The sequence below is a fragment of the Polaromonas sp. P4_F9 genome (assembly GCF_056401235.1).
Genome location: NZ_JBFUJT010000008.1, coordinates 63,788 through 84,730, shown reverse-complemented (window position 1 = coordinate 84,730; position 20,943 = coordinate 63,788). Strand labels below are relative to the sequence as shown.

Genomic DNA, 20,943 nt, shown 5'->3' with positions numbered 1-20,943 from the left:
CACTTCGCCTCACACCGGCCGGCACTGCACGACGGTGCCGCTCGGAGAACCAGGTGACGTCGGTGAGGCAGGCTGTGCATGGCGGTATGGGCATCAGACGGTTGGGTCGGCAGCCCGCCCCAGGGCGGCGACCACGTCAGACTGCGTGATCATGCCAACCAGCCGCTCGCCCTCCCCAATGATCGGGATATGGTGATGGCCGGTGCTGCCGAAGAGCGGTATCAGGTCGAGCAGGCGGCGCTGCACGCCGGCCACCCTGACATTGCGCGTCATGATCTGGCCCACTACCTCCGGCTTGCTGGCGTAAACGCTGCGGGTGGTGCGAACCAGCGTCCGCAACTTGTCCTCGAAGCCCTCATAGATGTCGAGTTCGGCGGCCCGCATGAAGTCGGCCACCGTGATGATGCCGGCGATGCGAGAGGCGCGGTCCACCACAGGCAGCGCCTTGATGCGGCGGCTCCTCAGCAACGCCCAGGCCTCCTGCAAAGGGGTGCCAAACTGCACGGTCACCAGTTCGCGCGACATGATGTCGGCACAGCGCAATTCCGCCAGCTTGCGATCGTAGGCGCGCAGCTGGGTCTGGGCCAGCAAGGACTTGAGATCGTCCCGGCTGACGTCCAGCACCTGGTTGTAGCGTGCCAGCACCGCGTCCAGATCGGCATCCAGGTCCGAGTCCACAGCCGCTCCCGAAGCCCCCGCAGGGGGGAGCTGCCTGTGCGGATAGGGCCTGCCAGTTGCATGGTTGTAGGCGATGCCCGCCAACACCAGCAGCAGGGAGTTGAGCAGGACGGGATACAGGGCAAAGGACGGATCGCCAATGCCGCCCAGCACCATCATCAGCGCGGTCGCTCCACCCGGTGGATGCAGGCAACGCAGGGCAAGCATCACGGCAATGGCACTCGCCACCGCCAGCGCTGCGGCCAGCTCGGGTGAGCCCAGAAGATGTACGCCATGCACGCCGGCAATGCCCACCAGCGCCGACAGGGTGTTGCCTCCCACCACCGCCCAGGGCTGCGCCATCGGGCCGGCCGGCATCGCAAATACCAGCACCGCACTGGCCCCGAGCGGCGCCACCAGCCACGGCAGCGCCGAGGTATTGCCGGCCAGCCGGCATAACAGTGCGGTCAGGAAAATGCCGACCAGTGCGCCGATGACCAGACGCAGGCACTCGCGCAGACTGATGCCGGGGCGGGGAGGCCGAAAATCACGCCAGGCCCGGCTGAAAATGGTCGGCAGACCGCCACGGGCGGGACGCGCATCGGGGCGCAGCGGCAGAGGCGAAGGTGAACTCATGAGGAACGCACCACATTCACTGAAAATGACGAAGGCGGGTGAGTGGCGGCAAAGGCCGCGCCCGGAACACCAGGCATGGCGTCTTCGCCGCACAAGCCGGCCAGCCACAGGCCGGCAGATAACGCCCGGATTGCAGGCTTAACTGCGGGCACGCTGGTACAGGCCCTGGACTTTGGGAACATTGGCCTGAAGCTGCTGGATGCGCGCCGGGCCGGAAGGATGGGTGGACAAAAAGCTCGGCCCGTTCGCCCCGCCGCCGGCCTGCCCCATTTTTTCCCAGAGGCTGACCGCAGCCTGCGGGTTGTAGCCGCCGCGCGCGGCCAGTTCCAGCCCCACCAGGTCGGCATCGGTCTCGTCTTCGCGGCTGAAACGCAGCGTGAGCAATTGCGTGCCTATGCTGGCCGCCACATCGCCGAGCTGACCCAGACCCAGCAACTGCGCCCCCAGCGACAGCAAGGTGCCGGTTCCCTGGCTTTTGGCGATGCGGGCGCGCGCATGCTCGCGCAGGGCATGCGCCATTTCGTGGCCCATGACCATGGCCACTTCATCATCGGTGAGCTTGAGCTGGTCGAGAATTCCGGTGTAAAAAGCGATCTTGCCGCTTGGCATGCAAAACGCGTTGATCTGCTTGCTGCCAATCAGGTTGACTTCCCAGCGCCATTGCCTGGCACGGTCGTTCCACTGAGCGGTATGCGGCACCAGGCGCGCAGCAATGGCGCGCAGCCGCTGCAACTGGGGATGATCGGCGGGCGCCAAGGCGCCTTTGGAGCGAGCATCGGCGATCAGCTTGGCATATTCCTGCGTGGCGGCGCCCTCGAGTTCGTCGGCCGGCACCAGCTTGCGCAGGCCCGACGACGCTCCCACATCAACCTGGGCGATCAAGGGGGTCGCGCCCCCCGCAGCAGCCGCGCCCGCAGCGGCCAGCAGAAATGCCCGGCGGCCTGGCCAGGCGGCATGTTTGGCCTCGCATAAAAAGCACATGGGTCAATAATAGTCACTAATTGAAATGCCCATGTCAGACAAAACCCCCTCCCCCGCCTCCTCCGCTTCCTCCGAATTGCCGCTGTCCTCCGCCGTGCTGGCAGCCGCCCCTCCGGTCGGCGAGCCGAAGAAGACCCCGTGGCGCGATGTCTGGCTGGTGTACACCGAGGCCGCCACGCTGCGCATGCTGCTGCTGGGCTTTTCGGCGGGGCTGCCGCTGCTGCTGGTATTTGGCACGCTGAGCTTCTGGCTGCGCGAGGCCGGCATTGACCGCACCACCATTGGCTACCTGAGCTGGGTCGGTCTGGCTTACGGTTTCAAATGGGTGTGGGCGCCGCTGGTCGACCGCCTGCCGATTCCGCTGCTGACCCGCCTGCTGGGGCGACGGCGCAGCTGGTTGCTGCTGGCCCAGGCGACCATCATCACGGCGCTGGTGGGCATGGCGCTGACTGACCCGCGGCTGGCGCTGGAGCCGGTGGTGTGGTGCGCGCTGGCCGTGGCGTTTGGCTCGGCCACGCAGGACATCGCGCTGGATGCCTACCGCATTGAGTCGGCCGACACGCCGCGCCAGGCCGCGCTGGCGGCCGCCTACCAGACCGGCTACCGCATTGCGATGATCTGGGCAGGCGCCGGCGCGCTGTGGATTGCCGCGCGTGCAGAAGTCGCGGGCGGCGCGGTGTACCAGCAGGGCGCGTGGCAGGCCGCCTACCTGGCAATGGCCGCGTCGATGCTGCTGGGCGTGGCGACCGTGCTGCTGTCACCGGAACCCGTGGCGCAAGTATTGAAACCTTCGCGCAATGCTGCCGAATGGCTTAAAAGCGTGTTGATCGAGCCATTTGCCGACTTTCTGCGCCGCTATGGCAAGCATGCCGCGCTCATCCTGGCACTGATCGCCATTTACCGCATCAGCGACGTCGTCATGGGCATCATGGCCAACCCGTTTTATGTAGACATGGGTTACACCAAGGACGAGGTAGCGGCCGTCACCAAGATCTACGGCGTCATCATGACGCTGGCCGGCGCCTTTGTCGGCGGCGCGCTGTCCATGCGCGTTGGCGTGATGCGGGTGCTGATGCTGGGCGCCATCCTCAGCGCGGGCAGCAACCTGCTGTTTGCCTGGCTGGGCACGCGCGGGCACGACGTCAATGCGCTGATTTTTGTGATTTCAGCCGACAACCTCTCCAGCGGCATCGCCTCGGCCGCCTTCATTGCCTACCTGTCCAGCCTGACCAACGTCAACTATTCGGCCACGCAATACGCTCTGTTCAGCTCGATGATGCTGCTGCTACCCAAGTTCCTGGCGGGCTATTCCGGCAAATACGTGGATGCCTTCGGCTATGGCCATTTTTTCACGGCGAGCGCCTTGCTCGGTTTGCCCGTGCTGCTGCTGGTTACGCTGGCTTCAAGGCTGCAATCCCCCTCAGCCCCATCCAGCTCCACCCCCACCCCGCCTTCCACTCCCGCTTCCACCTCCAGATCCACATGAATTGCTGCTGATTCCATAGCAATTCCTGCGGCCGGCGGCCCCGCGCAAAAAGGAAGCAAAAGGGTATGCTGCCAGAACGCCGTCGCGGTTTACCGTAACTTTACGATGGCTTCAAGCAGGCTTGTTGCGCCGCGCGCAGCATCAGCTTCACCGTGATCCACCCGAAGGGAAAACCCCCGCAACCGAGGACCCGACCATGACGCAGCAACTCCTGATGATCGAAGACGACTCCCGCCTGGCCGCCATGGTGGGCGAATACCTGCGTCAGTCCGGGTACGGCTTTACCCATGCGGCCGATGGCGCCAGCGGCCTGGCCGCCCTGCAGGCCAGCCCCCCGGATTTGGTCATCCTGGATCTCATGCTGCCCGACATGGACGGCCTGGAAGTCTGCCGCCGCATCAAGAGCCAGGGCGGCGAGTCGGCGCACACCGCCGTGCTGATGCTCACGGCCAAGGGCGACCCGATGGACCGCATCGTCGGCCTGGAAATCGGCGCGGACGATTACCTGCCCAAGCCATTCGAGCCACGCGAACTGCTGGCACGCATCCGCGCCGTGCTGCGCCGCGGCGGTGAGGCCGGTGCCGCCGGCGCCGCTGCGGCCGGCGGCCACAAGGTGATGCGCTTCGGCTCTCTGGAAATCGATCGCGACGCGCGCACTGTGTCGATTTCCGGCAATCTCTGCGAGCTCACCTCCTACCAGTTCGACCTGCTGGTGGCGCTGGCCGAGCGCGCCGGACGGGTGCTCAGCCGCGACCAGATCATGGAAGCGGTGCGCGGGCGCGAACTGGAAGCATTTGACCGCTCCATTGATGTGCACATGGGCCGCATCCGCAGCGCGATCGAGGCCGATCCCAAGGACCCCAAGCGCATCCTCACGGTGCGCGGCGTGGGCTACGTGTTTGCCAAGCAGTAGGATTGATCGGGAGGGCGTTTTATGGAACTTCTGGAAATTCAATTCTCGGGATGCAGGGCAAGGCGCACGGCGCGCAGGACACCGGAATGCACTCGTGTGCATGAGGATTCCGAGCACCGGGCAACGCCGCCATGCGCCCGAAAATTGGATTGATAGGAGTTTCGGCATGTGGTCCCGTTTTACCTCCCACCTCTATGTGCGCATCTGGCTCGCCGTGGTGGCGACCGTGGTGGTGCTCACCTTCCTGGTGGGCGCGGCCTGGCGGCTGAGCGCCGACCCGCCGCAGCTGCCCATACGCGAGGTGCTGGTTCACAACGCAGCGGGCGAAGTCATCGGCACGGCGCAAACCCGGCCGGACCGAAAACTCGGCGACGACCTCGAATTTGATGTGGTGACCAAAGACGGCCAGAGCCTGAACCTGCTGCTGCCCCGTCCCAAACGGCCACCCGGCAACCCGCCGTGGATGCGTCCCCCGTTTGGCTTCGGTTTTGGCTGGATGCTGGTCCTCGTGGGCCTGGCCGTGGCGCTGGGCGCCTACCCGGTGATGCGGCGGCTGACCTTGCGGCTCGAAGCCCTGCAGCGCGGCGTGGAGCGCTGGGGCGCCGGCGACCTGTCGGCACGTGTCAATGCCGATGGGCGTGACGAGGTCGCTTTCCTGGCCGAACGTTTCAACCATGCGGCCGAACGCATTGAAACCCTGATGGAGTCGCACAAATCCCTGCTGGCCAACGCCTCCCATGAGCTGCGCTCGCCATTAGCGCGCATCCGCATGGGACTGGAACTAATAGGCGCAGATGCCGCATCACCCCAGCGCATGGAAATCTCGCGCAGCATCAACGAGCTCGACCAGCTGATCGACGAGATCCTGCTGGCCAGCCGGCTGGATGCCAAGCAGGCCGATGCCGAGCCTTTTGAAACCGTGGACCTGACCGGGCTGGCCGCCGAGGAGTGCTCGCGTGTCAATGCCGAGCTGCAGGCCGAACTGGGCACCGGCCTGGGCATTGCGCCCTCCGGCCACAGCCTGACGGTGCAGGGCTCGCCACGGCTGCTGCGCCGGCTGATCCGCAACCTGCTGGAAAACGCCAGGCGTTACAGCAATGGCGACATCAGCCTGGAGCTGGCGCAAATTCGCGTCGGTATCCGGCAACTGGCCGTCGTCCGGGTGCACGATCGGGGGCCGGGCGTGCCTGCCGGCCAGCGCGAACGCATTTTTGAGCCGTTTTACCGACTGCCCGGCGCCAGCGAGCGCGAGGGCGGTGTGGGCCTGGGGCTGGCCCTGGTCAAATCCATCAGCCTGCGCCATGGCGGCACCGTGCGCTGCGAAGCCCGTCCGGGCGGCGGCGCGTCATTCATTGTGGAACTCCCCGCCGCCAGCCAGAGGTTCTGAGGCCAGTCCAAAAAATTCAGGGGTACCGGCTCAAAAAAAGTCTGTTTTCTACTCTTTTCTCCTCTGTTTAGGGGATGGTCATACCAAAAGGCCTGGCCTACAGTTGCACTGTTGCTGTCACAACATAGAAGTCAAAGAAGTTCCAGGGAATTCAGGGAAGAAAAAACAAAACGTCGGCGAACCATTCATCTGATCTCCCAACGGCGTCCTCCTCTCAGGAGGACTTCAAAAAGCCACCGAAAGGTGGCTTTTTTTTGGCTGGGTTCCCATAATGGACAGATGAACACCGGTATCTCCGAATACCCCCGCCTGCAAACCCGCCTGACCCGCCAGTTTGGCCTCCAGACGCCACTGGTGCTGGCGCCGATGGCGCTGGCCTCGGGAGGTGCGCTGGCTGCGGCTTGCGCCAGGGCCGGCACGCTCGGGCTGGTCGGCGGCGGTTATGGCGATCTGGCCTGGACGCAGGCGCAGTACACACTGGCGCTGGAAGGCACCAGCGCCAGCGGCGACCGGGCCCGCCTCGGCTGCGGCTTTAACACGTGGAAGCTTGACGAGGACGCCAGCGCGCTCGACTGGGTGCTGGCGCATCCGGCCGCCGACAAACCGCACGCCATCATGCTGTCGTTTGGCGACCCGCGGCCCTATGCGGCCCGCATCGCCGCCACCGGCGCGGCCCTGATCTGCCAGGTGCAGCGCATGGATCAGGTTCCTCAGGCGCTCGAAGCCGGCGCGCGGATCATCGTCGCCCAGGGCGGCGAGGCCGGTGGCCACGGCATGAATGCCCTCAACAACCGCTCCACCATCACCTTTGTGCCCGAACTGGCGGACTGGTTGACCGTCCATGCGCCCGACACACTGCTGCTGGCCGCCGGCGGCATTGCCGACGGGCGCACGCTGGCCGCGGCGCTGGTGCTGGGCGCCGACGGCGCGCTGGTGGGCTCGCGGTTGTGGGCCACCGCCGAAAGCCTGGCCGCCCAGGGGGCGAAAGGCCTGGCACTGGCCACCACCGGCGATGGCACGGCCCGCAGCAGCGTGTTCGACATCCTGCGGCGCAAGAACTGGCCCGAGCCCTACGATTTCCGCGCCATCCGCAACGACCTGCATCGCCAGTGGGAAACCCGCCTGGACGTCCTGCGGGCAGACCCTGCCGCCGCCCGCGCCGACTATGACGAAGGTGTCAGGGCCGGCGACTTTTCCCGGGCTCAGGCCACCGTGGGTGAGGCCGTCGGCCTGATTGGCAACCTGGCGCCGGCCGCCGAGGTGATTGCCCGCATGAGCGCCGATGCCGTTGAAGTTTTTGAAGAGAAACAGCGTCTATCCCAATAAATCAGGGCTTGGGTTGCTGTAATTTTTGCAGCATCTGATCGGCCGTGATCGCGGCCCCATTCGGCCCTGAGATAGAAGTCCCCAGCCTCCCGACTCCGCGGAAACAAGCCATTGCACATCAACCCCTAGGCCATCGGCAAATCCATCAGCCCGGCCAGCGCCACGGAGGGCACGCCGCGCCAGACCAGATGGGTACGGTTGCGCTTGAGTCGCAGCGGCAACTCATGCATCTGCACGTCGTCGGTGGCCTTGAGCGCGGCCAGCAGGGAGCGCGGCACGATGGCCACGCCCGTGCCAGCCGAGACGCAGGCAATCATCGCCTGGTAAGAGGCAAACTCGAGCACCCGGCCCGGCATCACGCGGGCTCGCCCCAGCCAGTCTTCGAGGCACTTTCTGTAGGAGCAGCCTCTGGCAAAGGCAATCAGCGTGGCGCCGTGCAATTCCGCCGGTTTGGCGATTTTTGGGTGGCCGTGCGTGGTGATCAGCACCAACTCTTCATTGAAAAGTGGCCGCGAACTGAGTTCAGGCGCCGTGAAGGGTTCGGAAACAAACGCCGCTTCAAGCTCGTAGTTCACCACCTTGTGCACCAGCGCCGCCGTGGTGCCGGTCACGAGCTCCACCGTCACCGCCGGAAACGCCAGGTGGTAACGCGAAAGAACGGCGGGCAAACGGCTGCCGGCCGTGCTTTCGAGGGAACCCAGGCGGAAAACGCCGCGCGGTTGCCCGGCCTGCAAGGCGCTTTGCGCTTCATCGGCCAGGCGGAACAGGCGGTCGGCGTACTGCACCAGCAACTGCCCTTCGGGCGACAGCACAAGCGAGCGGCCCTGCCGGCGAAACAGCGCGACGCCCAGACGCTCTTCCAGCTGGCGCACACGCGTCGTCACGTTCGACTGCACCCGGTGGAGCTTGCGCGCGGCGCGGATGATGCCGCCTTCGCTCACGACCGCCCGAAAAATCTCCAGCGAGTCCAGGTCAAGCATTCTCATAAACAGAATGAAAATTCATAATTATTCATTTGCCAACTTTAACGTGGCTCGCTCTAATGGGCCCATGCCAGCCCCGCAAGCCCTTGCCACCAACGTTGCCACTTCCTCCATGAGCGCCGGCCGGGCCTGCCTGGCGGGGTTTGTGGCGCTGGTGATTGCCATGGGCATCGGGCGTTTTGCCTTTACGCCGCTGCTGCCACTGATGCAGGCCGCCCACCAGCTGGACCTCACGGGCGGTGCCTGGCTGGCCAGCGCCAACTACCTGGGTTATTTCGCCGGCGCCAGTACAGTGGCGCGGCTGGGGCTGAACCCCAAAACGCTGATCCGTGCGAGTGTGCCGCTGATCGCCCTGCTCACGGTGGCGATGAGCTGGACCGACCAGATGGCCTGGTGGTTCGCGCTGCGTTTTGGGGCCGGCGTGCTGAGCGCCTGGGTGCTGGTCGGCACCAGTGCCTGGTGCCTCGCCGAGCTGGCGCGAAGCGGCCGTCCGGCGCTCGGCGGCGTGCTTTACGCCGGCGTCGGCACGGGCATCAGCCTGGCCGGCATCTATTGCCTGCTGGGTGCCGGGCTGCAACTGTCCGCCCCGACGCTCTGGTGGCACCTGGGAGCGCTGGCCGCGCTGCTGGGTGTGGCCGTACTGCTGCTGGTTCCCGCGCCCGACGCCAAAGAGCGTGCCGCCGCACCGGTGGCTGCATCCGGTGCCTCAGCCGCTCCTTCACCTCTGGCGCAGTACCGGCTCGTCATCGCCTATGGCTGCTTTGGGTTTGGCTACATTTTGCCGGCCACTTTCTTGCCCGCCATGGCGCGCGCCGTGCTGGACAACCCGGCGTTTTTCGGCTGGGCCTGGCCGGTGTTCGGGCTGGCGGCGGCGGCCTCCACCTGGCTGGCGAGCCGCCATTTTTCCCGCACGTCGCGCATCCAGCTTTGGGTGGCCAGCCAGTTCCTGATGGCGGCAGGCACGGCCCTGCCGGCCTTGTGGCCGTCGGCTGCCACGGTGCTGATATCGGCCACCCTGGTGGGTGGCACCTTCATGGTCGTCACCATGGCCGGCCTGCAGGAAGCCAGGGCGCGCGCTGGCGCGCAGGCCACCAGGCTGCTCGGGCAAATGACGGCGGCTTTTGCCGTCGGCCAGATTGCCGGGCCCATCGCCTCGGCCCTGCTGGGCCTGGGCTTTGCGGGGGCCATGGACGGCATTCGCGTCGCGCTGGTCGTCGCCACTTTGGTGCTGGTCGCAAGTGCCTTATGGCTGCTGCGGCCCGAGCCACCAGTTCACCAACCCAAGGACTTCACCCATGGACACTAAAGACAAGCAAGCTGGCCAGACATTTGCCGTGCCACAAGGTTTTTCACCTCAGCCGCAGGACCGGCTGCCGCTGACGGCGCGCGCTGACATGACGCCAGCGCAGCAGGCCGCCGCCGACGCCCTGATTGCCGGGCCGCGCAAGGCGGTCTTCGGCCCCTTCATCCCGCTGCTGCGCAGCCCGGAACTGATGGGCCGGCTTGGCAAAGTGGGCGAGTACCTGCGTTTTGAGAGCGTGCTCGAGGTGCGCATTCGCGAGCTGGCCATGTGTGTGGTGGCGCGCACGGTCTCCAACCAGTTCGAGTGGCTGATGCATACCCCGCTGGCCTTGCAAGCCGGGGTAGCCGCGGCCACGCTCGAATCGATCGCTGCCGGCAAACACCCGCGCGGTTTGCCCGCCGACGAACTGGCGGCGGTCGAGATCACGCAGGAGGTGTTGCAGCACCACGGCGCCAGCGACGCGACCTATGCCGAAGCGCTGGCATTGTTTGGCGAGCAGGGCGTGGTGGAGCTGGTCAGCCTGGTGGGTTACTTCGTGACCGTCTGCTGGGTCATGAACGTCGCGCGCACGCCGACGCAAGGCGTGCCGGGCTTTAGCGCGCTGGCGGCGTTCCCGCCGTGATATCGGTGACAGCGGAACCCTGCGCCAACACCTGCAGCACGCGGCCCGCAGAGATGTCGTTGAGGCAACGCATGTGGCCGAGCGGGCACTCGCGCGCAAAGCAGGGGGCGCAGTCCAGCGGCGGCTGGTAGGCCGGGTCGGCTTTCAGCCAGAGCACGGTGGCCTTGTCGCTGAGCGGCGGCGTGTGCAGCGGGCTTGATGAGCCAAAAATCGCCACCTGGGGCACGCCCAGCGCGGCCGCAACATGCATCAGACCGGAGTCGTTGCTGACGGTGCTTTTGCTGGCGGCGATCAGGCACAGTGCCTGGAGCAGCGAGGTCCGGCCGGCAAAGTTGAGACACTTGCCGGCCTGCGCCGCATTCACCGGCGCCGCAATCTCGTCGCACAGCCCGGCCTCCTTGCCGGAGCCGAGCAACACGACCGGCCGGTCCAGCTTCGCCGCCAGCTCCGAAAAATGACGCGCCGGCCAGCGCTTGGCCGGGCCGTACTCGGCCCCCGGCGCAAACACGTAGTAAGCGCCACGCGCCAGCCCGAGCTCTGCCAATGCGCGGTCCACATCGGCCGCATTCATCTGCAGCTGCGGCCGGTCCCCGGCCACGTCCTGCTCGCCGCTCAGGGCTGAGTAAAACGCCACCATGGGCGGTTTGTTCTTTGGATTTTTCAGGCGATGGGTCAGCAGGCCGACGCGTGCCTCACCGAGGTAACCCACGCGCTTCGGAATGCTGGCCAGAAAGGGCAACAGCGCACTCTTCAGTGAATTGGGCAACACATACGCCGCGTCAAACTGGCCTTCGATACGCTTGGCAATGGCGCGGCGGGCCTTGAACTGCAGGCCGCCATGGGCAAACGGAAACTCGATGACTTCCGCCACCTGCGGCATGGCCCGGTACACCGGCGCCACCCAGGGCAAGGCCCCGACCGTGATGCGCTCACCCCGTGCATGCAGCCGGCGCAGCAAGGGCTCGGTCATCACCGCGTCGCCTATCCATTGCGGCGCAATGACAAGCGAATTGGCCGTTTCCGACTTCGCTGTCATCGGCCGCAGCGCAGGGCCGCCCCAAGCAAGGCCAGCCCCCCCGGGGGGCAGCGCATTACACGCAGTGAAAAGCGTGGGGGCCTAATGTCCACCACCAAAGTGTTCGCCGGCTTTGAGCTGGTAGACGGTGCCGCAGTAGGGGCACTTGGCCTGGCCGGTGCGCGCCACATCCAGGTAGACCTTGGGGTGGCTGTTCCAGATTTTCATGTCGGCCTTGGGGCTGGGGCAGTAGACACCGCCTTGGGCGTTCAGGTCGGAAGCCAGCAACTCCACAGGGGAGGAATGGGTGGTCGTCGTGGGGGTGCTCATGTTCGGGTTTTCAGTAATCGGTAAGCGCTTCAGACCTTGGCCAGCCAGTGGGCGTACTTCGGATTGCGGCCATTGACGATGTCAAAGAAGGCACTCTGGATTTTCTCGGTGATCGGCCCGCGTGAGCCGGCGCCGATTTCAATGCGGTCCAGTTCGCGGATGGGCGTGACTTCAGCGGCAGTGCCGGTGAAGAAGGCTTCGTCGCTGATGTAGACCTCGTCGCGCGTGATGCGCTTTTGCACCAGTTCCAGGCCCAGGTCCTTGCAGATGTGCAGCACGGTGTTGCGCGTGATGCCGTTGAGGGCGCCGGCCGACAAATCGGGCGTATAAACCACGCCGCCCTTGATGACAAAAATGTTTTCGCCCGCGCCTTCGCTGACAAAGCCCGAGGCGTCGAGCAGCAGCGCTTCGTCGTAGCCGTCGTCCAGCGCTTCCATGTTGGCCAGGATCGAGTTGGTGTAGTTGCTGACTGCCTTGGCCTGGGTCATGGTGATGTTGACGTGGTGGCGCGTGTAGCTGGAGGTCTTGACGCGGATGCCGCGCTTCATGCCCTCTTCGCCCAGGTAGGCGCCCCAGGCCCAGGCGGCGACCATCAGGTGGATCTGGTTGCCCTTGGGCGACACGCCCAGCTTCTGCGAGCCGATCCAGGTCAGCGGGCGCAGGTAGCAGCTTTCGAGCTTGTTGTCGCGCACCACGGCCTTTTGCGCCTCATTGACCTCTTCCTTGCTGAAGGGAATCTTCATGCGCAGGATCTTGGCGCTGTTGAAAAGGCGTTCGGTGTGCTCTTCCAGCCGGAAGATGGCCGTGCCGTCGGCGGTGTTGTAGGCGCGCACGCCTTCAAAAGCGCCGCAGCCGTAATGCAGGGTATGGCTCAGCACATGGATTTTGGCGTCGCGCCAGTCGACCATCTGGCCGTCCATCCAGATTTTGCCGTCGCGGTCTGCCATGGAGGGTACTACTGGGGACATGGTGCTGATCCTGTGTGGTAAGTGTCTTGAAATGAGGGCGGAAAATCGGGGCAGCCGCCCGGCCCGTGCCGGGACAGGCGGTTACAACCGAAACGCTGATTTTACGGGGCGACCGGCGGGGTGTCCTGCGCCGGCCGGGAATCGGGTACCTCGGGTCTGAAAAGCTCATGGTGCGCCAGCTTGCCCGCCACAAAGGTCGCGGTGACATGCGACTCGGAGCCATCCGTCCAGCGGAACACTTCGGGCTGCTCGCCCTTGGCCGATTTGAGCTCACCCAAAGACCGGGTCATGGCAATCACATGCAGCAGCGTCATGCCCGGCCTGAGCTTGGCATTGAGCATGACGGCGCTCTCGACGTGGCCAATGGGCCGGTTGGCGGCGCGCTTGAGGACCTGCATCATCCGGGTGAAGTGCAGCAGCACCCACATCACCACCGCGGTGGCAGCTGCCGCGACGCCGATCCAGCCGTAAAACCGGTAAGCCAGCACCACCACGGCAACGCCGGCCACGGGAACGAGAATTTTTTGGAAGTTCATGGCGCTATTTTCGCAGCCGCCAAGCCGGACAGGCGCTGTGGGGAGTGCGTAGCCGCCCGGAACGCCTTCCAGGCGTGATTTCCAGGCATCCCAGGCCCCTGGCCCGGCCGTCACGGGGACAAGCCGCTGCCATTTTCAGGGCGGCACAGGTCTGACCGGGCGCGGCATGAAGCCCGTCGCCAGCGCATGGGCCCAGTCGGGGCGCTGATGATGGGCGGCGACCCGGGCCTGCGCCAGATGGTCGTACGGCACGGCGCGCAACTCAACCTGCCAGCCCTGGCGGGATTTTTCCAGCACGGCGTAACGCGCGTGCGGGGCGCCGTTTTCAACGACGTGCGGGTAGGGATGGTTGTCGTCATAGGCCGGCAGGCCCACGCTGCCCGGGTTCACGACCAGCGTGTCGCCGCACTGGACAAGGCGCGGCACATGCGTGTGGCCGCACAGCACCACCGGGAAAGCGACGCCGCCCAGGCGCTCGGCCACTTCCTCGGGGGTAGCCGCGCGCACCCCCGGACCCTGGCCTTGCTCAAAGCCGGGCACCACCGTCTCCAGCCAGTACTGCAGGTCGCTGCCGGGTGTGCCGTGGCACAGCCACACATCGCTGTCCAGCGCCATCGAGACGGGCAGCGCGTTGATCCACGCCGCGTGGGCCGGCGACACCTGGGTGGCGGCGTAACCGTCGCTGTCGAGCGGATCGATCTGCCCGGCGGGCTGACCGAGCACAGCCAGCAGCTGCCGCTCGTGGTTGCCCCGGATGGTCGGGAAGTTCCGGGCCATCAGCAGGTCGGCCGTTTCGGCGACCTGCAGCGGGCCGCTCAGGATATCGCCCAGGTTCACCGTCTGGTCCACGCCCACACGCGCAATGTCGGCCAGCACCGCCTGCAGGGCCGGCAGATTGCCATGGATGTCCGAGATGATCGCAATTTTCATGGAGTGGCCTGAGATGGCTTGTGATGCTTGTGATGCTTGTGATGCTTGTGATGGTCATAGGCATGACTTTAGGACCAATCGGCTTTCAGTTCAAACTGCCAGACTGCGCACCACTTCCATGGCCTGCTCCACACGCTCCACGGCATGGATGGTCAGCCCTTCGATCGGCTTTTTCGGCGCATTGGCCTTGGGCACCACCGCCACGCTAAACCCCAGCTTGGCTGCTTCCTTCAGGCGCTCCTGGCCGCGCGGCGCGGGGCGCACCTCGCCGGCCAGCCCCACCTCGCCAAAGGCGATGAAGCCCTTGGGCAGCGGTTTGCCGCGCAGGCTGGAGGTGATGGCCAGCATCACGCTCAGGTCGGCGGCCGGCTCGCTGATGCGCACGCCGCCCACGGCGTTCACAAACACGTCCTGATCCATGCAGGCCACGCCGGCGTGGCGATGCAGCACGGCCAGCAGCATGGCCAGCCGGTCACGGTCCAGGCCCACACTGAGCCGGCGCGGGCTGGGGCCGCCGTTGTCGACCAGCGCCTGGATCTCGACCAGCATCGGGCGTGTGCCTTCCAGCGTGACCAGCACGCAGCTGCCGGGCACCGGCTCGCTGTGCTGGGACAGAAAAATCGCGCTCGGGTTGGTCACCCCCTTGAGGCCTTTCTCCGTCATCGCAAACACGCCGATTTCATTGACCGCGCCGAAGCGGTTCTTGATGGCGCGCACCAGGCGAAAGCTCGAATGCGTGTCGCCTTCGAAGTACAGCACCGTGTCGACCATGTGCTCCAGCACGCGCGGGCCGGCCAGCGCGCCCTCTTTGGTGACATGGCCGACCAGCACGATGCACACGCCGCTGGACTTGGCCGCGCGCGTCAAATGCGCCGCGCATTCACGCACCTGCGCCACCGAGCCGGGTGCCGAGGTGAGCTGGTCGGAGTACACCGTCTGGATTGAGTCAATGACGGCAATCGCCGGCCGGGTTGCCTCCAGCGTGGCGAGGATTTTCTCCAGCTGGATTTCAGCCAGCACCTTGACCTGCGAGCCATCCAGCCCCAGCCGGCGCGAGCGCAGCGCAACCTGCGCCCCGCTTTCCTCGCCCGTCACATACAGCGTGTTCAGGCCGGCACGTTGCAGGGAGTCCAGCGCCTGCAGCAGCAACGTGGACTTGCCAATGCCGGGGTCGCCGCCGATCAGCACCACACCACCGTCCACAATGCCGCCGCCCAGCACCCGGTCCAGCTCCTCATGGCCCGTGGGTGTGCGCGCCATGTCGGTGGCTTCAATGTCGGAGAGGGTGGTCACCTCGGAGGCCTTGGCCAGGGATGCAAAACGGTTTTTGACAGGTGAGCTGTATTCGGCGACCGACTCGATCAGCGTGTTCCAGGCAGTGCAGTGCGGGCACTTGCCCAGCCACTTGGGGCTGGTACCGCCGCATTCCGTGCAGGTGTAAATCGTTTTTTCTTTGGCCATGGGCGAATATTACTGTACAAACAACCAGTATCGTCGCTTTGACGATGAGGGCGCGCCACCTGTTTTTGCGGGCAGGTGAATAATCACTGACCCGGCCGGCTTATTCGGCTTCCTGGCTTCTTCGGCTTGTTCCCCCTCCGGATCCCCATGCCTCACCTGAACATTCAATACACCGCCAACCTCGACAGCGTCACCGACATGAACGCCCTGTGCAAAACCCTGGCTGCCACGCTGGTGGCACTGCGCGGAGAAGACGGAGTGGCGCCGCTGTTCCCGGTCGCCGGCACGCGCGTGATGGCGTGGCCGGCACCGTACTTTGCCGTGGCCGACGGCCAGCCCGACCGGGCCTTTGTTTACCTCAGCCTGCGCATCATGCCGGGCCGCAGCGAGGCGCTGAAAAAGCGCGCCGGCGATGCGGTGCTGGCAAGTGCCAGCGCCCACCTGGAAACGGTGTTTGCCGGGCACGCCATCGGCCTCACGCTGCATATCGACGAAGGCGCGCCGGCGTACGAAGGCAAGCGCAACAACCTGGCCGCGCACCTGAATACTGCCCAGGGCTGAACAACATCCGAACAACCTGCCCGCTTGCCATGGACAATATCTGCGGGTTCACCAACGATTACATCGACTTTTCGAGGACACACCATGAACATCTCACGCCGCCAGCTCATCCAGTCTTCCAGCGCCGCCGCCTTGCTCGCCGGCATCGGCCAGCAGGCCTGGGCCCAGGCCATTGACAACGCCAAAGTCATCGCCGGTTTTGCGCCCGGCGGCACCGCCGACATCGTGTCGCGCCGCGTGGCCGACAAGCTGCACCCCGGCTATGCCAAAAGCGCAGTGGTGGAAAACAAGACCGGCGCCGGCGGCCAGATCGCCGTGCAGTTTGTCAAAAACGCCGCGCCTGACGGCGCCACCATGTTGCTGACGCCGATGTCCATGCTGGGCATTTACCCGCACACCTACAAAAAGCTGCCCTACGACCCGGTAGCCGACCTCACGCCGGTTTCGGCCGCCGCCGTGTTCGACTACGGCTTTGCCGTCGGCCCCATGGTGCCGGCCAGCGTGAAGACCGTGCCCGAGTTCCTGGCCTGGTGCAAGGCCAACCCGACCCTGGCCAATTTCGGCTCACCCGCCGCCGGCTCGTCGCCACACTTCATCGGCGCCCTGCTGGGCCGAGCGGCGAACGTCGATTTGCGCCATGTGGCGTTTCGCGGCACCCAGCCTGCGGTGCTGGACATGATAGGCGGGCAGATCGCCGCCGTGTCCGGCCCGACCGGCGAGTTCACCCAGCATGTAGCCGCCGGCAAATGCCGCCTGCTGTCCACCAGCGGCCCCAGGCGGGGCAAGTTCACGCCGAATACGCCGACGCTGCTCGAGCAGGGCTTCAAGGACATGGCGTTCACCGAATGGTTTGGCTTCTTCCTGCCCGCCAAGGCACCGCAGGACGTGGTGCAGCGCTTGAATAGCGCCATCCGTGCGGCGCTGGCATCGCAGGACGTGATTGACGGCCTGGCGGTGTCTTACCTGGAAGTCATGCCCACATCGCCCGCCCAGCTGGCCGCGATGCTGAAAGCCGACACCGAACTCTGGGGCCCGCTGGTGAAAGCCGTTGGGTTCACGCCGGAAGGCTAGAGAATGTGGCCCCCACGGTCGCTCACTGCGTGTAGCTCCCTGCCCCCCGAGGGGGCCGCTGCGCCTGCGGCCCGGCGAAGCCGGTTCCGCGGCCCCTGCTGGAATAGTCTTGGACCCCACGCTCCCCACTGCGTGTAACTCCCTGCCCCCGAGGGGCTCATTTCCCTTGGGACCAATTTCCCTTAACAACTTGACGGACCCCAGCATGAAAGTCTGCATTTACGGCGCGGGCGCCATTGGTGGCTGGATTGGCAGTGGGTTGGCGCGCGCCGGCTGCAGCGTGAGTGTGGTGGCCCGCGGTGCCACGCTCGATGCCCTGCAGCTGCATGGCCTGCGCCTGCACCAGGGCGGGCGCGTGAGTTCGCAGGCCGTGGCCTCCAGTGCCTTGCCGGCCGACCTCGGTGTGCAGGACCTGGTGGTGTTGGCCGTCAAGGCGCCGTCACTGCCGGAGGTCGTGCGCCATATCGCGCCGCTGATCGGCCCGGACACCATGGTCCTGACCGCGATGAACGGCGTGCCGTGGTGGTTTTTGCAGGGGTTTGGCGGTGCGCTGGCAGGCACGCGCCTGACCTCCGTCGACCCGGACGGCGCGCTGGCCGAGGCCATTCCCGCACGGCATATCGTGGGCTGCGTGGTGCATGCCAGCTGCTCCCTGGACGAACCGGGTCTGGTGCGCCATCACTTCGGCAACAAGCTCATCGTGGGCGAGCCCGCGGGCGAAAAGACGGCCCGGGTGCGGCAGCTGGCGGCACTGCTGGAAAAGGCCGGCTTCGAGGCCCCGGTGTCCGACCAGATCCAGAAAGACATCTGGTTCAAGCTGTGGGGCAACATGACGGTCAACCCGATCAGCGCGCTGACCGGCGCCACCACCGACCGCATCATGGACGATGAGTTGGTGCGCGGTTTCGTTTCCAGCGTGATGCTGGAAGCCAGGGACATCGGCGCGCGCATCGGCATACACATCGACCAGCGCCCCGAAGACCGCCATGCCGTGACGCTCAAGCTGGGCGCCTTCAAGACGTCCATGCTGCAGGACGTGGAGGCCGGCAAGGCGGTCGAGCTGGATGCGCTGGTCACCGTGGTCAGGGAGTTGGGCGGGTTGACCAAGGTGCCCACGCCCTTCACGGACGCGCTGCTCGGCCTGGCGCGGCTGCATGCCCGGGTGCACGGGCTTTATTGATGCCCAGCCCCGGCCGCACAGCCATCAGCGGAACTGCTTTTGCCACGCTGCTGCTGATCGCGCTCATGATGGGCGCCAACCATGTGGCGGCGCGCATTGCCTTCAACCACGGCGTGGACGTGGCCACCGCGGTGGTGTTTCGCAGCGTCATCACCGCCTGCGTGATTGCCGCCATCCTGGTGGCGCAGCGCGTGCAGGTGAAGTTCAGCACGCGCCACAAGCGGATGCTGCCGCTGATCGGCCTGCTGATCGGCGTCCAGAGCCTGTGCCTGTACTCATCGGTCGCCCGGCTGCCGGTGGCGCTGGCCCTGCTGGCGTTCAATACCTACCCGATCTGGACGGCGCTGTGGGCCTGGCTGGTGTACCGGGAGGCGCCCGAGCGCGCCTTGCTGGTGGCCATGCCGGTCATCCTGCTCGGTCTGGCGCTGGCACTGGATGTGCTCGGCGCGGCATCGGGCCTGGACGCTTCGGGCCAGTGGGCACGCATAGGCGCTGGCGTCGCCTTTGCGCTCGGCGCAGCCGCCACTTTCGGGCTGGCGCTGGTGATTACGCAGCATGAAGCGGCCGATGTGGATAGCCGGGTGCGCACGGCCACCACGATGTCCATCGCGGGGCTGGTGGCCTTGAGCGCGGTGGCGAGCCAGGGCGGGTTTCATCTGCCCCAGCACCCGGCAGGCTGGGGCGGTCTGGCGGCGCTCACGGGCCTCTACGGCACGGCCTTCACCATCATGTTCACCGTGCTGCCCAGGCTTGGCGTTGTCGGCAACTCGGCCATCATGAATGTCGAACCCGTCTGCGCGCTGGTACTGGCCTGGCTGATTCTGGGCCAGGCCATTGCGCCCGTGCAGGTGGCGGGGGCGCTGCTGGTCGTCGGGGCGGTGATGGTGCTGGGACTGCGCAAGCGCTGAGCCTGCGCGTGCGTGCACGTGCCCAAAGCCACCTTGCTGATTGGCCGGAGTACAGTGCGCACTCAAAACCCTTCCCGTTCATTGAATTTTCACAGGAGACAAGCATGAAACACATTGGAATGATCGGCGCTTCGGGCCTGATGGGCCACGGCATTGCGCGCAACCTGCAGGCCAAGGGTTTTGACCTCAGCCTGACCGTGCACCGCAACACCGAGCGCGTGGCCGACCTGCTGGCCGACGGCGCCAGACAGGTCGCCAGCCCCGCGGCGCTGGGCGACTGCGACGCGGTGGTCATCTGCGTCACCGGCTCTCCCCAGGTTGAGCAGACCCTGTCCGGGCCCAACGGCGTGCTCACCAGGGCGCGCGCCGGGCTGATCGTGATCGACACGTCGACCAGCGAGCCGGAGTCCACGCGGCGCCTGGCCGCCCTGTGTGCGGAGCATGGCGCCACCCTGGTGGATGCCCCGCTGGCGCGCACACCGGTGGAAGCCGAGCTGGGCAAGCTCAACACCATGGTGGGCGCCGAGCAGGCCGTGTTCGACAAAATCCGTCCGGTGCTGGCGGCCTATTGCGAAAACATCTTTCACGTCGGCGGCCCCGGCGCCGGCCACGTCATCAAGCTGCTCAACAACTTCATCGGGCAAGCCATTTGCACGGCCACGGCCGAAGCCTTTGCCGTGGGCGCACTGGCCGGAATCAACCCGCAAAAGCTGGTCGACGTGGTCTCGGCGGGCGCGGTGAACTCGGGCCTGTTCCAGGCCATGGCCAAGACCTTGAATGGTGACTTCACCGGCCTGAAGTTCGAACTGGACAATGCGCGCAAGGACTTGCGCTACTACACCCACCTGGCCGAAATGGTGAATGTGCCTTCGCTCGTCGGCGAGGCCGTGCACCAGAGCCTGGCCACCGCCAGCGCCCTGGGCCAGGGCAAGAAGTTCGTCCCGGCCCTGGTGACGGCGCAGGAGAAGCTCACCGGCGCGAAGATCGCACCGCAGTGAACTGAAGCCCTGGCGCGCTACAGCGCTTTTCCGTAGATGAGGAAACCCGAGCGCTCGGCCACCTTGTCATAGAGCGCCATCGCCGTCGTGTTGGTCTCGTGTGTTTGCCAGTACACACGGGATGAGCCGGCCTCTTTCACCCGCGCATAGACGGCTTCGATCAGCGCCCTGCCGACACCCTTGCCACGGACGGATTCGGTGGTGAACAGATCCTGCAGATAGCAGGTGGGCGCAATGCGGGTCGTGCTGCGATGAAAAAGGTAATGCACCAGCCCCACCAACTCGCCGTCGGACTCGGCGACCAGCGCATGCACCGGCTCATACGCATCGAAGAAACGCGACCAGGTCATGCGCGTGATGTCGTCCGCGAGCGCGGTGGGGCCTGAGCGTCCATAGAACTTGTTGTAACCCGCCCAGAGGGGAAGCCAGGCCTCGAAGTCCGCGGCAGCGATAGGGCGGACGGTGACTTGGGACGGCATTAAAAATGCTCCAGGAGTTGATTGTTGTTGGGGAAATCGAACCAGGAATTCAAATGGCAAATGGGAGCTCCCGCCAAACCATGAGGAGCTGAACCAGGTCCAGATGCGTGGACAAAACTATCGTCGTCAAAAGTTATCCCGATGCTATTCCAAAGTTACTCACATATTTTGGCTGCCAATCCCTATCAATCGCACAGGATATCCACAAGATG

21 protein-coding genes are annotated in these 20,943 nt (G+C 65.6%); 11 read left to right on the top strand and 10 right to left on the bottom strand.

The window, feature by feature from the left end:
* Positions 1-93: 93 nt before the first annotated feature.
* Positions 94-1,293 (bottom strand): HPP family protein, encoded by a 1,200-nt coding sequence (locus AC1DUB_RS09150; RefSeq protein WP_477729300.1) that lies wholly within the window; start codon positions 1,291-1,293, stop codon positions 94-96.
* Between the two features lie 138 nt (positions 1,294-1,431).
* Positions 1,432-2,274, bottom strand: coding sequence for a M48 family metallopeptidase (locus tag AC1DUB_RS09145; RefSeq protein ID WP_477729299.1), 843 nt, complete (start codon positions 2,272-2,274; stop codon positions 1,432-1,434).
* Between the two features lie 25 nt (positions 2,275-2,299).
* Between AC1DUB_RS09145 and AC1DUB_RS09140 the strand changes: the two genes are divergently transcribed.
* From AC1DUB_RS09140 to AC1DUB_RS09125, 4 genes are all read left to right on the top strand, one after another.
* A complete protein-coding gene (locus AC1DUB_RS09140; RefSeq protein WP_477729298.1) occupies positions 2,300-3,760 on the top strand; it encodes an AmpG family muropeptide MFS transporter in 1,461 nt (486 codons plus the stop codon).
* Between the two features lie 196 nt (positions 3,761-3,956).
* Entirely contained in the window at positions 3,957-4,673 is a 717-nt protein-coding gene (locus AC1DUB_RS09135; protein WP_477729297.1) for a response regulator, read from the top strand.
* A 166-nt stretch (positions 4,674-4,839) separates the two neighbouring features.
* A complete protein-coding gene (locus tag AC1DUB_RS09130; protein WP_477729296.1) occupies positions 4,840-6,060 on the top strand; it encodes an ATP-binding protein in 1,221 nt (406 codons plus the stop codon).
* Between the two features lie 279 nt (positions 6,061-6,339).
* Positions 6,340-7,386, top strand: coding sequence for an NAD(P)H-dependent flavin oxidoreductase (locus AC1DUB_RS09125; protein ID WP_477729295.1), 1,047 nt, complete (start codon positions 6,340-6,342; stop codon positions 7,384-7,386).
* 125 nt (positions 7,387-7,511) lie between these two features.
* On the opposite strand, the gene AC1DUB_RS09120 is transcribed toward AC1DUB_RS09125, so the two are convergent.
* Complete coding sequence (locus tag AC1DUB_RS09120) at positions 7,512-8,372, bottom strand: LysR family transcriptional regulator (protein ID WP_477729294.1); 861 nt, start codon at positions 8,370-8,372, stop codon at positions 7,512-7,514.
* Between the two features lie 64 nt (positions 8,373-8,436).
* Between AC1DUB_RS09120 and AC1DUB_RS09115 the strand changes: the two genes are divergently transcribed.
* Together AC1DUB_RS09115 and AC1DUB_RS09110 are read left to right on the top strand one after the other, a co-directional pair.
* Positions 8,437-9,675 carry a YbfB/YjiJ family MFS transporter gene (locus AC1DUB_RS09115; protein WP_477729293.1) on the top strand — a complete coding sequence of 413 codons (1,239 nt, stop codon included), beginning with the start codon at positions 8,437-8,439 and terminating at the stop codon, positions 9,673-9,675.
* Entirely contained in the window at positions 9,665-10,294 is a 630-nt protein-coding gene (locus AC1DUB_RS09110) for a carboxymuconolactone decarboxylase family protein (RefSeq protein ID WP_477729292.1), read from the top strand. Before AC1DUB_RS09115 ends, AC1DUB_RS09110 begins: the two co-directional genes overlap by 11 nt.
* On the opposite strand, the gene waaF is transcribed toward AC1DUB_RS09110, so the two are convergent.
* From waaF to radA, 6 genes are all read right to left on the bottom strand, one after another.
* Entirely contained in the window at positions 10,266-11,330 is a 1,065-nt protein-coding gene (gene waaF, locus AC1DUB_RS09105; RefSeq protein ID WP_477729291.1) for a lipopolysaccharide heptosyltransferase II, read from the bottom strand. The genes AC1DUB_RS09110 and waaF overlap by 29 nt on opposite strands.
* A gap of 81 nt (positions 11,331-11,411) precedes the next feature.
* Positions 11,412-11,639 carry a zinc-finger domain-containing protein gene (locus tag AC1DUB_RS09100; protein ID WP_477729290.1) on the bottom strand — a complete coding sequence of 76 codons (228 nt, stop codon included), beginning with the start codon at positions 11,637-11,639 and terminating at the stop codon, positions 11,412-11,414.
* 29 nt (positions 11,640-11,668) lie between these two features.
* Positions 11,669-12,607, bottom strand: a complete 939-nt coding sequence (locus AC1DUB_RS09095; protein WP_477729289.1) for a branched-chain amino acid transaminase — start codon at positions 12,605-12,607, stop codon at positions 11,669-11,671.
* Positions 12,608-12,708: 101 nt separating this feature from the next.
* A complete protein-coding gene (locus AC1DUB_RS09090) occupies positions 12,709-13,143 on the bottom strand; it encodes a glycerate kinase (RefSeq protein WP_477729288.1) in 435 nt (144 codons plus the stop codon).
* Positions 13,144-13,278: 135 nt separating this feature from the next.
* Positions 13,279-14,073, bottom strand: a complete 795-nt coding sequence (locus tag AC1DUB_RS09085; protein ID WP_477729287.1) for a metallophosphoesterase family protein — start codon at positions 14,071-14,073, stop codon at positions 13,279-13,281.
* Between the two features lie 90 nt (positions 14,074-14,163).
* Positions 14,164-15,534 carry a DNA repair protein RadA gene (gene radA, locus AC1DUB_RS09080; protein WP_477729286.1) on the bottom strand — a complete coding sequence of 457 codons (1,371 nt, stop codon included), beginning with the start codon at positions 15,532-15,534 and terminating at the stop codon, positions 14,164-14,166.
* 147 nt (positions 15,535-15,681) lie between these two features.
* Between radA and AC1DUB_RS09075 the strand changes: the two genes are divergently transcribed.
* The 5 genes from AC1DUB_RS09075 to AC1DUB_RS09055 all read left to right on the top strand — a co-directional run bounded on the left by AC1DUB_RS09075 (position 15,682) and on the right by AC1DUB_RS09055 (position 20,252).
* Positions 15,682-16,095, top strand: a complete 414-nt coding sequence (locus AC1DUB_RS09075; RefSeq protein WP_477729285.1) for a 5-carboxymethyl-2-hydroxymuconate isomerase — start codon at positions 15,682-15,684, stop codon at positions 16,093-16,095.
* 84 nt (positions 16,096-16,179) lie between these two features.
* Positions 16,180-17,166: a Bug family tripartite tricarboxylate transporter substrate binding protein gene (locus AC1DUB_RS09070; RefSeq protein ID WP_477720219.1), complete on the top strand. Its 987-nt coding sequence runs from the start codon at positions 16,180-16,182 to the stop codon at positions 17,164-17,166.
* A 205-nt stretch (positions 17,167-17,371) separates the two neighbouring features.
* Complete coding sequence (locus AC1DUB_RS09065) at positions 17,372-18,346, top strand: 2-dehydropantoate 2-reductase (protein ID WP_477729284.1); 975 nt, start codon at positions 17,372-17,374, stop codon at positions 18,344-18,346.
* Positions 18,346-19,254 (top strand): EamA family transporter, encoded by a 909-nt coding sequence (locus AC1DUB_RS09060; protein WP_477729283.1) that lies wholly within the window; start codon positions 18,346-18,348, stop codon positions 19,252-19,254. Before AC1DUB_RS09065 ends, AC1DUB_RS09060 begins: the two co-directional genes overlap by 1 nt.
* A 104-nt stretch (positions 19,255-19,358) precedes the next feature.
* Complete coding sequence (locus AC1DUB_RS09055) at positions 19,359-20,252, top strand: NAD(P)-dependent oxidoreductase (protein ID WP_477729282.1); 894 nt, start codon at positions 19,359-19,361, stop codon at positions 20,250-20,252.
* A gap of 17 nt (positions 20,253-20,269) precedes the next feature.
* On the opposite strand, the gene AC1DUB_RS09050 is transcribed toward AC1DUB_RS09055, so the two are convergent.
* On the bottom strand, positions 20,270-20,731 hold the full coding sequence (locus tag AC1DUB_RS09050; protein ID WP_477729281.1) for an N-acetyltransferase family protein: 462 nt from the start codon (positions 20,729-20,731) through the stop codon (positions 20,270-20,272).
* Between the last annotated feature and the right edge of the window lie 212 nt (positions 20,732-20,943).

Bases quoted from the DNA above. Each gene is read 5' to 3' on its own strand.
- AC1DUB_RS09095 (WP_477729289.1), bottom strand. From the start codon at position 12,607: ATGTCCCCAGTAGTACCCTCCATGGCAGACCGCGACGGCAAAATCTGG.
- AC1DUB_RS09130 (WP_477729296.1), top strand. From the start codon at position 4,840: ATGTGGTCCCGTTTTACCTCCCACCTCTATGTGCGCATCTGGCTCGCC.
- AC1DUB_RS09125 (WP_477729295.1), top strand. From the start codon at position 6,340: ATGAACACCGGTATCTCCGAATACCCCCGCCTGCAAACCCGCCTGACC.
- AC1DUB_RS09065 (WP_477729284.1), top strand. From the start codon at position 17,372: ATGAAAGTCTGCATTTACGGCGCGGGCGCCATTGGTGGCTGGATTGGC.
- AC1DUB_RS09070 (WP_477720219.1), top strand. From the start codon at position 16,180: ATGAACATCTCACGCCGCCAGCTCATCCAGTCTTCCAGCGCCGCCGCC.
- AC1DUB_RS09150 (WP_477729300.1), bottom strand. From the start codon at position 1,293: ATGAGTTCACCTTCGCCTCTGCCGCTGCGCCCCGATGCGCGTCCCGCC.
- AC1DUB_RS09055 (WP_477729282.1), top strand. From the start codon at position 19,359: ATGAAACACATTGGAATGATCGGCGCTTCGGGCCTGATGGGCCACGGC.
- waaF (WP_477729291.1), bottom strand. From the start codon at position 11,330: ATGACAGCGAAGTCGGAAACGGCCAATTCGCTTGTCATTGCGCCGCAA.
- AC1DUB_RS09050 (WP_477729281.1), bottom strand. From the start codon at position 20,731: ATGCCGTCCCAAGTCACCGTCCGCCCTATCGCTGCCGCGGACTTCGAG.
- AC1DUB_RS09145 (WP_477729299.1), bottom strand. From the start codon at position 2,274: ATGTGCTTTTTATGCGAGGCCAAACATGCCGCCTGGCCAGGCCGCCGG.
- AC1DUB_RS09120 (WP_477729294.1), bottom strand. From the start codon at position 8,372: ATGAGAATGCTTGACCTGGACTCGCTGGAGATTTTTCGGGCGGTCGTG.
- AC1DUB_RS09115 (WP_477729293.1), top strand. From the start codon at position 8,437: ATGCCAGCCCCGCAAGCCCTTGCCACCAACGTTGCCACTTCCTCCATG.
- radA (WP_477729286.1), bottom strand. From the start codon at position 15,534: ATGGCCAAAGAAAAAACGATTTACACCTGCACGGAATGCGGCGGTACC.
- AC1DUB_RS09110 (WP_477729292.1), top strand. From the start codon at position 9,665: ATGGACACTAAAGACAAGCAAGCTGGCCAGACATTTGCCGTGCCACAA.
- AC1DUB_RS09135 (WP_477729297.1), top strand. From the start codon at position 3,957: ATGACGCAGCAACTCCTGATGATCGAAGACGACTCCCGCCTGGCCGCC.
- AC1DUB_RS09140 (WP_477729298.1), top strand. From the start codon at position 2,300: ATGCCCATGTCAGACAAAACCCCCTCCCCCGCCTCCTCCGCTTCCTCC.
- AC1DUB_RS09100 (WP_477729290.1), bottom strand. From the start codon at position 11,639: ATGAGCACCCCCACGACGACCACCCATTCCTCCCCTGTGGAGTTGCTG.
- AC1DUB_RS09075 (WP_477729285.1), top strand. From the start codon at position 15,682: ATGCCTCACCTGAACATTCAATACACCGCCAACCTCGACAGCGTCACC.
- AC1DUB_RS09085 (WP_477729287.1), bottom strand. From the start codon at position 14,073: ATGAAAATTGCGATCATCTCGGACATCCATGGCAATCTGCCGGCCCTG.
- AC1DUB_RS09090 (WP_477729288.1), bottom strand. From the start codon at position 13,143: ATGAACTTCCAAAAAATTCTCGTTCCCGTGGCCGGCGTTGCCGTGGTG.
- AC1DUB_RS09060 (WP_477729283.1), top strand. From the start codon at position 18,346: ATGCCCAGCCCCGGCCGCACAGCCATCAGCGGAACTGCTTTTGCCACG.